Annotated in this window: 9 protein-coding genes; 2 read left to right on the top strand and 7 right to left on the bottom strand. The window is 51.3% G+C overall.

The annotated features are described in order from the left end of the window. Positions 1-39: 39 nt before the first annotated feature. Positions 40-1173, bottom strand: a complete 1134-nt coding sequence (locus tag ACYVAM_RS01595; protein WP_461063247.1) for an efflux RND transporter periplasmic adaptor subunit — start codon at positions 1171-1173, stop codon at positions 40-42. A 379-nt stretch (positions 1174-1552) separates the two neighbouring features. Here ACYVAM_RS01595 and ACYVAM_RS01590 point away from each other — a divergent pair, with 379 nt between their 5' ends. Together ACYVAM_RS01590 and nhaD are read left to right on the top strand one after the other, a co-directional pair. Beyond that, a complete protein-coding gene (locus tag ACYVAM_RS01590; RefSeq protein ID WP_461063245.1) occupies positions 1553-2947 on the top strand; it encodes a DUF389 domain-containing protein in 1395 nt (464 codons plus the stop codon). A 536-nt stretch (positions 2948-3483) separates the two neighbouring features. Then, positions 3484-4770, top strand: coding sequence for a sodium:proton antiporter NhaD (nhaD, locus tag ACYVAM_RS01585; RefSeq protein WP_461063243.1), 1287 nt, complete (start codon positions 3484-3486; stop codon positions 4768-4770). Positions 4771-5036: 266 nt separating this feature from the next. Here the strand turns inward: nhaD and ACYVAM_RS01580 are convergent, their stop codons facing one another. The 6 genes from ACYVAM_RS01580 to ACYVAM_RS01555 all read right to left on the bottom strand — a co-directional run bounded on the left by ACYVAM_RS01580 (position 5037) and on the right by ACYVAM_RS01555 (position 11935). After that, a complete protein-coding gene (locus ACYVAM_RS01580; RefSeq protein WP_461063241.1) occupies positions 5037-6239 on the bottom strand; it encodes an alpha/beta fold hydrolase in 1203 nt (400 codons plus the stop codon). 137 nt (positions 6240-6376) lie between these two features. Next, the gene (locus ACYVAM_RS01575; protein ID WP_461063239.1) at positions 6377-6688 is read right to left on the bottom strand and encodes an AtuA-related protein; all 312 of its coding nucleotides are present in this window, start codon (positions 6686-6688) and stop codon (positions 6377-6379) included. Further along, a complete protein-coding gene (locus ACYVAM_RS01570) occupies positions 6685-8007 on the bottom strand; it encodes an acyclic terpene utilization AtuA family protein (protein WP_461063237.1) in 1323 nt (440 codons plus the stop codon). The genes ACYVAM_RS01575 and ACYVAM_RS01570 overlap by 4 nt, the downstream gene beginning before the upstream one ends. After that, complete coding sequence (locus ACYVAM_RS01565; protein ID WP_461063235.1) at positions 8004-9299, bottom strand: CitMHS family transporter; 1296 nt, start codon at positions 9297-9299, stop codon at positions 8004-8006. Before ACYVAM_RS01565 ends, ACYVAM_RS01570 begins: the two co-directional genes overlap by 4 nt. Positions 9300-9374: 75 nt before the next feature. Continuing rightward, on the bottom strand, positions 9375-11000 hold the full coding sequence (locus ACYVAM_RS01560; RefSeq protein WP_461063233.1) for a carboxylesterase/lipase family protein: 1626 nt from the start codon (positions 10998-11000) through the stop codon (positions 9375-9377). Between the two features lie 47 nt (positions 11001-11047). Further along, positions 11048-11935, bottom strand: coding sequence for an alpha/beta hydrolase (locus ACYVAM_RS01555; protein ID WP_461063231.1), 888 nt, complete (start codon positions 11933-11935; stop codon positions 11048-11050). Between the last annotated feature and the right edge of the window lie 88 nt (positions 11936-12023).

Genomic DNA, 12023 nt, shown 5'->3' with positions numbered 1-12023 from the left:
AAACAGGGTGAGATTCGACCGGCAAGAGGAACCGCTACCTTATCGAGCGGAGGTATACATGGCCTGTAAGCGTTTGACTGGCAGTGCCTTTGGTGTGATGCGCATGCCATCTTTCAGGCTTTGGATTCCCTCAAAGACGATACGATCGCCAGGCTTGAGACCCGATTGAACAATGTAGAATTGGTCGACTCGGCTGCTCGGAACAAAACTTCGGGATTGAACTTTATTGGTAGCGTCAACGACATACACGAAATTTTTATCCTGTACCTCGAAAACAGCTCGTTGAGGCACTAAAACGGCGTCGTCGACATCGGTCGTCAGCCGAATTTTGCCGGTAGCCCCGTGCCGGAGCAGGCGTTTGGGGTTGGGGAACGTAGCCCGGAACGCAATTGTGCCGGAATTGTCTTCAAACTCAGTTTCGGTCGTTTCAATTTTGCCTTTATAGGGATAAGGCGAATCGTCGGCCAGCAGCAGGTCGACTTCCCGGATAGTCGTTTTTTCCGGGTCGCGCCGTTTTTTGATAAATGACAGATATTCTTTTTCCGACACATTGAAGTAGGCATACATCTCGCGGAGGTCGGAAATGGACGTAAGCAACGCTCCCTCTTCGATCAGGCTGCCTTGTTTAAATGGTATCCGATTAAGGACCCCATCGAAGGGAGCCCGGATGCTGGTCAGCGAGACATGAAACCGGGCTTTATTTAATGCCGCCCTGGCCCCGCTGACAGCGGCTCTGGCCGTTTCCTTTTTGGCTTTGGCAAGCTTGAGTTCCGAGGGTGATATGACATTCTTATCGACCAATAACTTGACCCGGCCCATTTCTACCTCAACCGACTGTTCTTCAGCGATGGCACTTTCCAGACTTGACTGGGCCCGATCTACTTCGACCTGATATTCAGTTGGATTGAGCTGAAAGAGCAACTGCCCTTTGCGAACGGGCTGGCCTTCATCGACAGCTATTTTGTCCAGATAGCCCGCTACCCGGGCGCGGACCTCAACATTCTGGACGGCTTCCAGATTACTGGCGTAGTCGTGGTCGAGGGTTGCATCCTGGCGAGTTAGTTGAATAACCGGAAGTGCTGGCACCGACTCTTGCTTCTTCTCGTTCCGAACTGTGCAGGATGCCAGTACCGTCGTGATGAAAAGGACGAGTGTGCCTGAATAAGATTGCATAAGGATATGAAGTCTGAACTATGAGTAAGTAGCTGTGCTCTCCTGACAAGCAGATTGCTCCGTTCGCTACCTTGGCAAATACGACACAGGAAGTAAGGACCGGATTAGAAAATAATTAGAATTTGCTTAGAAACTGGGTAATTGACCACGAAAGGCCGATGTTCCCTTTTTCGCGCTTTTTCTCAGCACAGGTATACACGAAGCCAAGTGCAATTCGTACCGCTAAGCCACCTGCTGGCAATAGTATAGTTTGGCCGGTGCAAGCAAGGGCTGGCTGCCCTGTTTTCCGAATCAGCGTAAACCAGTCGGGGTGAATGGTGTTTAAATAAAAAAAACGCCTGGAGTATCATCAGGCTCCTAATTTCCTTACTTAGCTGGTATGATCGCAAACGACCCCAATCTGCCTCGCACCAAACGCCCCGATGTGCTGGCGCGCGTCGGTGGATTTCTACGGGAGCGGTTTAGTCTGGAAGAAGACAAAGAAGATGAAGCCGAAATAATCCAGTCGATACGCCGGGGTATTGAATTCCGGGGTATTAATTTGTGGACGCTCATTTTTGCCATTTTCATCGCGTCCATTGGCCTGAATGTCAATTCAACAGCCGTTATCATTGGTGCCATGTTGATTTCGCCACTGATGGGCCCGATTATGGGAATCGGTTTGGGCATTGGTATCAACGATCTGATCATGATTCAGCAGGCGCTGAAAAATTTAAGCATCGCTGTTTTTATCAGTCTTCTCACCTCTACCATTTATTTTATCGTAAGTCCGCTTCATATTGCCCAGTCTGAACTACTGGCACGAACGTCACCGACGGTCTGGGATGCGTTTATCGCCTTTTTTGGGGGACTGGCAGGCATTGTAGCTGGTTCGGGGCGGGGCAAAATTACCAATGTCGTTCCGGGTGTTGCCATCGCTACGGCGCTCATGCCGCCTATCTGTACGGCTGGTTATGGGCTGGCATCGGGCAACCTGTATTATTTCGCCGGGGCATTTTACTTGTTTCTCATCAATACCGTCTGTATTAGTCTGGCAACCTTTCTCATCGTTCGTTTTCTGGGTTACAACCAGAAGGAATATCCCACGCCTGAAGTTGAACGACGGGTGCGGACCACGATCTGGGCCGCGGTCCTGATTGTGGTAGTACCGAGTAGCTACCTTGGCTATCAGATTGTTCGCAAAACCATTTTCGAGCAGAATGCCAAGCGGTTCGTTAGCAACGAATGTAATTTTGATTACCGACAGCTTATCAATTATACGGCTCGCTATAATCGACGCCAAAGTACATTGGAACTTACCCTGGTGGGCGAGCCTTTTCCAAAAGATTCTATCATTGCATTACGGGCCAAAATGCCGTCTTACGGCCTAACCGATGCGCAACTCGTGGTTAAACAGGGTAATTTCAAGGATACGGAAATTGATGTGGACGCGCTCAAAAATACCGTAACCGACCAGGTGATCAAATACAGCCAGTCGTCTATTGCCCGCAAAGACCACATCATTGACTCCCTGCGCCGGTATATCGATTTAACGCAATCCTCGCATCTGTCGGTAACGGATCTGCGCAACGAACTCAAAACACTTATGCCCGACGTACAGACTTTTACGGCGGCCCGGTCGCTGGTAATGAGCCGAAACAGTAACCGGCCCGATACGGTCATGCTGGTTTATGCCAAGTTCTCCCGAAGGCATACAAATGCCGAAAAGCAGCGTATTGAAAAGTGGCTCCAGAGCCGAACGAAGAGCAAGCGTATCAAGCTACTTGTTGAATAACTCGTGTGCTATGCGTAACCACGCCGAAGTGCAATCAACTAGTAACGAAAGAGGCTAGGTATTTCCACCAGCCAGGCGATGCGTACTGTTAGAAGAGAATACTTACCCCAACTAACAGCCAGTCCGGTTGAAAAATCAAAGGTGACCTCAACGACTTAAAATTGATTGATAAATTCCTTCTGCGTCGAAAAGAAGGCTTATCTGGGTAGCTCAACAGCCACTAGTGTTGCAGGTCCCTTCTGAAATAGAACATGGAGCGTGAGATGAGCGATTTTGTAGAACGAGTTATCATAAGCCTTCTGTTGACTGCTGCAAGGTACTATGAACCAAAGGACACGAGCCCAGTTTAGAATAGCCTTGGGCAGCTATTAGAAATTCCTTAGAAAGGTACCTTTAGATCGGATAATCGATTCCTGTCAAGTACTTTTGACGCCGTGAACCTGGCCTTAAAGAGTGGCTATTGATCAAGCTATGACTCGGGTAACCAAAGACTTATAGGGTTATCGCCATGTTCGCTTCGCTTTCTTTACGAGACTATGACGTCGATTATCCTGGTTTTCATTGTCGGGTATATCTTAATCACCCTTGAGCACCCTATTCATTTCAGTAAAACAGCTACCGCTCTGATTACCGGCGTTCTTTGCTGGGCCATCTATATTCTTTCTGTTCCGCAGCCAGAACCCGTTCTGGATCAGCTAGGCCATCATCTTAGTGAAATTGCTCAAATTCTATTTTTCTTGTTGGGGGCCATGACTATTGTCGAGCTGATCGACATTCATGACGGTTTTACTATTATTACTGATCGTATTGCGACGCGGAACCCCAAGGTGTTGTTATGGCTGATTGGGGGGCTGACTTTTATTTTATCCGCTTTATTGGACAATCTGGCCTGCGCAATTGTCATGGTGTCTGTCACGCGGAAATTAATACGAAATTCGGAACAGCGCCGGTTGATGGCGGGAATGATCATCATCGCGGCCAATTCAGGTGGGGCCTGGTCACCCATTGGCGATGTGACCACCACTATGCTCTGGATTGGGGGAAGAATTACAACGGAGAGCATTATTGGACAGTTATTTCTCCCCAGTCTGGTCTCGTTACTCGTTCCCCTGATCGGGTTAACGTTCTTGATTCAACCGCCCGCCGAGGACCTATCCGGTAACCGGGGGGTTAGTCGTCCTTTTGTAACGCCCCAGCATCGTCGTGACCGGCGAATTATGTTTGCCGCTGGCCTAAGTGCTATACTGATGGTTCCTGTCATCAAAACGATTACCCATTTACCACCCTATATGGCCATGATGCTGGCTTTGGGCGCAGTATGGGGAATATCAGAAATCATCCATGCCGATAAAGATGAGCAGGATCGAAAGCGCTACACGGCGGCCTACGCCCTGAGCAAAGTAGATATTCCCAGTATCTTATTTTTCATGGGCATTCTGCTCGCCGTAAGTGCTCTGGAAGCAACAGAAACGTTAAAGACGGTAGCCGTCTGGCTCAATCAAACCGTTGGTAACCTTGATGTAATTGTGCTGATAATTGGTGTAGCCTCTGCCATTGTCGATAATGTGCCCATTGTAGCCGCTGTCATGGGCATGTATGATCTGGGCATACACCCTCCCGACGCCAAGTTATGGGAGTTTTTAGCCTATTGCGCAGGAACCGGCGGCAGTCTGCTGGTCATTGGCTCAGCGGCTGGTGTCGCCGTTATGGGTATGGAACGATTGGAATTTGGCTGGTATCTCCGACGAATGAGTGGCCTGACCCTATTGGGCTACATCGCTGGTGCACTAACCTACTTAGCCTTGTATTCGCTGACACATTAAATAACGTGACTAATGGATTAAGGGCTTGCCTAATCCCGCTAGGGATGGCCTGTCAATAGTTGGCTAGCTTATACCTACGGCGCTTTATACAAAAATTCACCCTCACTTTTCTAGTAACAGGTCGCCCTAACAGGGCTTTTCTGTAAGAAAAAAGACGTGTATGTACCCTAAGGTTAAGGACTCTATCCCACAAACTCATTATTCACATTAATTACTATTTCAGGACAGAGCACCGGCGAGAAGAGTGGCAAAAAACTGGCGGCTTCTTAGTTTTTTAAATGAAGGTTGGCGAATTTCACAAAATTACGCCAATCGTAAGCCGTCATATTGTGTTCACCTTCCCGGATATGATAGCCCAGTGGCGAGTTAACGATGGGCTGATTTACGGCAGGTGGATTGGCTGGCAACGTGGATTTAACGCCATACAACGCATACACTTTTTCGGCCTGTTTTAACGACAAGAAGGTTCCTCTTGGGTCGGCCCAGCGATCTTCTGTCGCATTGGTCGCATACAATGGCCTAGGGGCAATGGTGGCCAGGAGCATATGCTGATCCAGCGGTAATGCGTCTTCATGGTTATTGAATTTTTTATAGTTTGTGGCAAACCAGTGCGGAAAGGTCGTATTGATTCGACTGATCGTTTCGCCATACCGCCTGTGCGATAGAGCCGCTCCGGTGTTACCCGAACAATTCGTCACGCACATAGCAAATCGCGGATCTTCGGCAGCCGCCCAGAGCGATGCTTTTCCTCCCCGGGAATGGCCCACAACGACTACTTTCCTGGCGTCGATTGCAGCATCTTTTTCAAAGTAATCCAGCACACGGCTTGCTCCCCATGCCCATGCCCCAATGGCTCGCATACCGTCATTGGCCGTCAATTGTTCCGGATAAAGCTGAAGTACACCCGTTGCGTAGGTAGCCGTATCGTCAGGAGCCAGATCGCTCACGTGAAAAGCCGCAATGGCATATCCGCTATCGATCACCAGCTCAGCTGGCCAGAAATCACTTTTATGGACTCGGGTAGGGTCTGTATTGTCTTTACCCCGGTTGTTAATCAGCAGAAAAACAGGTACGGGGCCTTTCTGTTTCTTCGGTATGAAAAGAACCAGGTTTATTTTCAGGGGCTTACTGTTGCGAACCACCTCAATAACCACCTCTTTCAACGTGGCTTTACCCGCCATAGCGCTGGCGTTTTCGTTTTTTATCGAGTACGTGAGCCGGTCATATGCTTTTGGCAGTTGTCCGTACACATTTTCCTCAAACAGCTTAATAATTTCCGGCCGTCGCACTTTTTCCCAGGTCGCCCTGTCCCGAACGTCCCGGTTTGTAGTCGTTTTTAACACGTCGGGCAACGTATAAGGTGGGACGTTTGATTCGTCATAGTTTGCCTGAAAACCAGATTGGGCGTGCCCCTTGATCAGTATAAGTAAGAAGAGGAAAGAGAACGCAAAACGGTTTAAGTGCTGCATAACATTGAGTTAAGAGTTAAACGAGCCCCTGGCGGCCTGAGCGACGGCAAGTTACGTCGTTTATTTAGGCAGGTTTTCGGTATGCGTCTCTACGTAGGCACAACAAATGCGATTTAAAGGTATCAAAAGAACCGTATCTAGCCTACGATCGACATTTCCAACAGGGCGTAACTCAGACTTTTGCCATGCGTGTCCATTGTAAGTGAGGTCGTCACGCCACCGGTCAGCGCCTGCTGGCAAACGAACTGAAGCGCAGGTAGATTCGGTAATTCGTACCGGATAACCTCACCCGCCACAATACCGGCCAGGTGCTGCTTGACGGCTTCGGCCGTAACCTGGGCGCAGAGCAGCGGATAATCCTCGGCCTTGTATGGTATGAGCGAAAGCGTTAGCGTATTGCCTTTGTCGCCCGCCCGGCTGTGGGCAATGTCGTATAGCTTGATGGTCATGATTGAAACAGAGTTACCTGTGGCGTTAGTTGGTTTCGGTCGATGAGCGTTGAGACGATGCCCACTAGTTCATGACTATACTTGCGAGCACCACCGCCCCCGGCCGGGCCGTTGGTGTAAAGAGCTTCGACTTCTTCACCAACCAACGCGGCCTGTTGTGCCGAAGTGGCTCTTCCGGCCACCCGGAGCCGGATTTCGTAGGGGTCCGGGTAATGATCGAAGTTAGTTCGGTGCACCGATGTACTGCCAATGTAGTCGATCCGGAGATCGGCAAACCGGTCCTGTAGTCGTTCCTGAAGGGTGGTTCCGGCCAGTTTGGCGCGGCTCAGGGCGTTTGAACCGGCGTATGAAATTTCGCCTTCGCCTATAAAACCGGCTTCGTAGCCCACGCTGACTTTCAGCGTATCGGGTCGGGTTTGGCCCCGCCCGCCCAACGCCCGGACCTGATTTGTCCCAACTTCGGTCAGCCGTACCTGCGTGAAATCAGCGATCACGTCGGGGGTGATGTAGCAGCTGGGGTCCATTACTTCGTAGAGTAATTGCTCTTTCGCGGTTGCTAGACTCAGCAGCCCCCCTGTACCAGCTACTTTACTGAAAACAGCCGTACCATCCGCCGACACATCGGCAAAGGGGTGACCCAGATGCGCCATGTCGGGGACGTCTTTGCGGCCGGGATCCGCAAAGTAGCCACCGGTAAGTTGCCCGGCGCATTCCAGCAAATGCCCAATTACGGTGCCTTGCCCCAACCGGTTATAATCGTCCGGCGACCAGCTGAATTCATGAACCAGTGGCGATAAGAACAGCGAAGGGTCGGCCACGCGGCCGGTAATGATGATATCGGCATTCGTTGCCAGCGCGGGTAAAATGGCGTCGATGCCCAAGTAGGCATTGGCCGAAACCAGCGGACCTGAATCGGAAAGAGGCTTGCCCGTTTCCAGTACCATTTCGTTGCCCGTAAGCAGGCTGAATACATCGTCGCCGGTGACCGCTGCCACCGTTACGGAGAGCGACAAGCGATGGGCGATGTCGATGATTTTTTGAGCAGCCGCCAACGGGTTAGTCGCGCCCATGTTCGTGATCAGACGGACCTTCTTTTCCAGTAAATGCGGTAACAGACTTTCGATACGCCGTTCCAGCAAGGGGTCGTAGCCCAGCGTGGTATCCTGCCGTTTTCGTTTCTGCGCCAGCGCGATGGTACGTTCGGCCAGGCATTCCAGCACCAGATAATCTAATTCGCCTTGCTGAACCAGTACGAGCGCTGGTTCGAGCCGATCGCCGGAGAAGCCAGCCCCGCACCCAATCCGAACGGAAGTTTTCATAAATGAATCGAGCCCGTTAAGAGGGCCGCCAGCGTCATGACGACGGTTGTGCCGAAGGCCCATTTGAGAATAAACTTCTGATGATCGCCTAAATCCACCTCGGCCAGGCCCACCAGCAGGAAGGTCGAGGCCGTGAGCGGACTAACCGGAAAACCGACCGTCATCTGCCCCAGCAACGCGGCCCGGCCGATCTCCAGCGGATCGATGCCGAACTGCGTGGCCGTCTGGCTCAGGATGGGAACAACGCCGAAGTAATAGGCATCGGGTGTGAAGAGCAGGCTGGCGGGCATGCTGGTGATGGCCGTCAGCGTGGGTAGCCAGGCCGCGTGTTGCTGCGGGATCAGCGAAACGACGGACGTTGCCATCGCGTCGATCATTTTGGAACCGGTCAGGATACCCGAAAAAACGCCGGCCGCAAAGATCATACTCGAGACCATAAAGATGTTGTTGCCGTGGCTTCGGAGCACTTTCTGCTGGTCGGGCAAGCGCGGATAATTGATCAATAACGCGACAATAGCGGCCGAAATGAACAGTGCCGGTGCCGGTACCCAACCTTTCATAAGCGTCGTGATCAGGGCGATGGTCAGCACGGCATTGACCCAGAACAAACGGGGCCGACGAAACTGCCGCTGCTCGTCGGTCAGGCTTTCCTGATGTACATAATTCAGATCGCTGATGCCCAATCGTTTGCGCTCTTTCAGCCCAAACCAGTAGGCCACGAAAAGTACCCAGCCTATTCCGACTAAAATGGCCGGAATATTGGGGTTAAATAACTGCGTAGCGTCGGTTTTTAAGGTCGAAATAGCCCGTGCCGAAGTGCCGGACCAGGGAACCAGGTGCATCGGCCCTACGCTCAGCGCGACGATACCCGTCAAGATCAGCCGGTTGATGCCCAACTGCTTGTAAATCGGCAAAAAGGCCGACATAACGATCATGAACGTAGCCGTTCCATCACCGTCGAGGTGGACAATCATGGTCAGAACGGCCGTTCCCAGAATAACCTTCAGGGGGTCGCCTTTCACGAACCGGATAATGGCCGCAATGACGGGGTCGAACAGGCCAACATCGAGCATCGTCCCGAAATACAGCACGGCAAACATGAGCAGAATACCCGTCGGCGCAACCTGCTTGATACCCGCCAAAATCATCTCTCCCAATTCTTTTGGGTCAAATCCGGCGAGAAACCCCATAATGATCGGCACCAGCACCAGCGCCGTTATGACCGACAGCCGCTTGGTGATAATCAGAACCAGGAAAATGGCAATCGTGGCAAAGCCAAGTAGAGAAAGCATGGTGGGGGTGGGTAAGTTTATTTTTTGACCGGGTTAATCGCCGAATTATGGGCGATTAACCCGGTCAAAACTTGTCTACAGCGACTTTCCCGCAGCGATCTGCAACAGGTCTTTATCGGGATGGTTTTTCACCTGATTTGTGTTGTCGAGAATCATGGTCGCCCCGTTTTCAGGCGTATAGGCAGGCCAGGTTGGTAAGCCTTTATGGTTCGGATTGCCCGTTCTGGCAAAGGAAATCCAGGCCCGACTCATTTTGTCGGCCAGTGTATGGGCGGCTTTGCCACCGCCCGTCATTTCTTCACAGAGATCAATATTGTCGAACACAAAAGGGAGTTCCATACAGTGCATGGATTTGTAGATACCATCCATTACCGGCGATTGCCAGGTGAACAGATACATGTACACTGGAGCAGCTCCCGGAATGGCTTTCGCATTGGCCTGCTGAACAGTCAGCGGACGAAAATTGACGTCGATATCTGTGTAATCAGACGGTTTGACCGTTTCCGGGTATGCCTTCTTCACCGCTGCCATATACGCGTCTGCTTTGTCGCCGTACTTTTTCTGCAGGTTGGCTTTGGCTCCGTCCATTGTTAGATCGCGGGTGGCCGGATTGAAGGGCGTAAACTCATTTTTGGTCGAACCAACGAGCAGCGGAATCGTTTTCGACAGGGCTATCGCGGCTGGTTCCGTGGGTTGATCTGGCAGAAAATTTCCATCATGAACGGGTCCCCAGCCCAGTCCGGCCGCTGATTTGCCGTCGGCTTTCAACGTCTCGGCAACGGTGCGAATGGCTTTTTTACTGGCCGCGTTCAGCCGTTCATACGGTATTTTTTGCAGGGAATCGATCTGATTCGGTTTAAGGTTCAATTCATTGAGCAGGGCCGCACTTACTTTTCGGGCCAGATCGCTTTCGGTGAAGCTGGTAATGTAACTGCCACTCTGAACAATGGCTTTGTGAAACAGGCCTTTCGCGGAAGGCGCATTCATGAGGCTGGTTACTTTGCCGCCCCCGCCCGACTGGCCGAAGATGGTCACGTTGCCGGGATCACCTCCAAACTGGGCGATGTTTTGCTGCACCCACTGCAAGGCCGATACCAAATCCATCAGGCCCGCATTGGCCGAGTTTTTGTATTTCTCTCCATAGGCTGACAGATCCAGATAACCCAGCACGTTTAAGCGGTGATTAACCGTGACGACAACTACATCCCCTTTTTTGGTCAGGTTTTCGCCATCATACGACGGCAGCTCCACCGACGAACCGGCCGTAAATCCGCCCCCGTGTAACCAAACCATAACCGGGCGCTTTTTGGCTTTGTTGATCTCAGGTGTCCAGACGTTCAGACTCAGACAGTTTTCATTGGTGTAGCCCCAGTTGTGATGAAACGGAAATTCAATTTCATCGTAGGTGGTCGTGGTTACGTCCATCGGGCAAACGGGTCCGTAGGTCATCGACGAGCGAACCCCTGTCCACGAATCGGGTTTGGTGGGCGCCATGAAACGCTCTGCCTTGGCGTAAGGAATACCCTTGAATGTGAACGTGCCGTTGTGGATATAACCCCGAACCGAACCGGATGCCGTGGGTACGGTAGCGATGCCTTTTCCGGCCACAATGGGGTCTTTCGTTTCGGTGTTGGACTGTCCTACAGCCAGCAGTGGTAACACGATCACCAGCAGGGACGCAAGGGTTGTTTTGATTTTCATGAATGTTAGGGATTGATAAAAGAAAATTTTGAAAAGGGATTAAGGATCTAGTTTCCGTTCAGCACTTTGCTGAAAAACAGCACCTGATAGGGGAGAGCGTTCTGCCAGAATTCCCAGCTGTGGCCACCGGGCCGTTCGCTGTAATCGTGGGGTGTCTGGTTAAAAACCAGCCGACGATGTAACTCCCGGTTGGGCTCGATCAGAAAGTCATCCACGCCACAGTCGATGACCAGTTTCAAGCCGTTTGTTTTCATTTTGTCGGCCATACCCACCACCGAATAGGCGGCCCACCCGTCGGGCGACTGGCTGAATGGCCCCAGGATTTTTTCAAATTCGGCTCTGATATTTTTAAAGGCATCGGGCGGGAGTTTCCAGGTATTCATGTCCAGATTCAGCGCTCCGCTCATGCTGCCAGCCGCGCAATAGAGGTCGGGGTGGCGCGTAGCCAGGTATAACGCCCCGTAGCCACCCATCGACAGACCCGTAATGACCCGGCCTTTTGGCGTACGAATGGTGCGGTATGTTTTGTCAATTTTATCGATCACCTCTTTGGTCAGGTAAGTTTCAAACTGGCTGTCCTTCACGACGGGGCTATCCAGGTAGTAGCTGAACACTTCGCCTTCTGGCATCACAATGATGAGATTATACTGGTCGGCGAGCCGCTGAATAAGCGTCTTGTCGGGCGTTTTGGTGATCCAGTCATTGAAGTGGCCATAGCCGCCATGGAGCAGATAGAGCACCGGATAGGCCGTTTTATTTTTACCTGAAGTATAAGAGTCAGGCAAAACGACCACCGCCCGCAGCTTCTTGTTCATGACCGTGCTAGGCACATCCAGCGAATCGACTTTGGCCGCATAGAGCGGACTTGCCAGCAAAAAAATGAAAACGAAAAGAAGCTGCCTAAGGGCGATTTTCGGGTGTTTTAAACGATGCATGTTTGCCTGGTGATTGTAGGATATAGATGTCCATTTGATATCGTTGTCGGACAGCGTATACTAGTGCGCTTTATCTATTATTCTTTTG

It is taken from the genome of Spirosoma horti (genome assembly GCF_054776595.1).
This window is presented reverse-complemented; position numbering and strand designations above follow the sequence as displayed.

What these genes read in the sequence shown, in the direction of transcription:
- ACYVAM_RS01565 (WP_461063235.1), bottom strand. Translation starts at nt 9,299, where the DNA reads ATGCTTTCTCTACTTGGCTTTGCCACGATTGCCATTTTCCTGGTTCTG.
- nhaD (WP_461063243.1), top strand. Translation starts at nt 3,484, where the DNA reads ATGACGTCGATTATCCTGGTTTTCATTGTCGGGTATATCTTAATCACC.
- ACYVAM_RS01590 (WP_461063245.1), top strand. Translation starts at nt 1,553, where the DNA reads ATGATCGCAAACGACCCCAATCTGCCTCGCACCAAACGCCCCGATGTG.
- ACYVAM_RS01555 (WP_461063231.1), bottom strand. Translation starts at nt 11,935, where the DNA reads ATGCATCGTTTAAAACACCCGAAAATCGCCCTTAGGCAGCTTCTTTTC.
- ACYVAM_RS01560 (WP_461063233.1), bottom strand. Translation starts at nt 11,000, where the DNA reads ATGAAAATCAAAACAACCCTTGCGTCCCTGCTGGTGATCGTGTTACCA.
- ACYVAM_RS01575 (WP_461063239.1), bottom strand. Translation starts at nt 6,688, where the DNA reads ATGACCATCAAGCTATACGACATTGCCCACAGCCGGGCGGGCGACAAA.
- ACYVAM_RS01570 (WP_461063237.1), bottom strand. Translation starts at nt 8,007, where the DNA reads ATGAAAACTTCCGTTCGGATTGGGTGCGGGGCTGGCTTCTCCGGCGAT.
- ACYVAM_RS01580 (WP_461063241.1), bottom strand. Translation starts at nt 6,239, where the DNA reads ATGCAGCACTTAAACCGTTTTGCGTTCTCTTTCCTCTTCTTACTTATA.
- ACYVAM_RS01595 (WP_461063247.1), bottom strand. Translation starts at nt 1,173, where the DNA reads ATGCAATCTTATTCAGGCACACTCGTCCTTTTCATCACGACGGTACTG.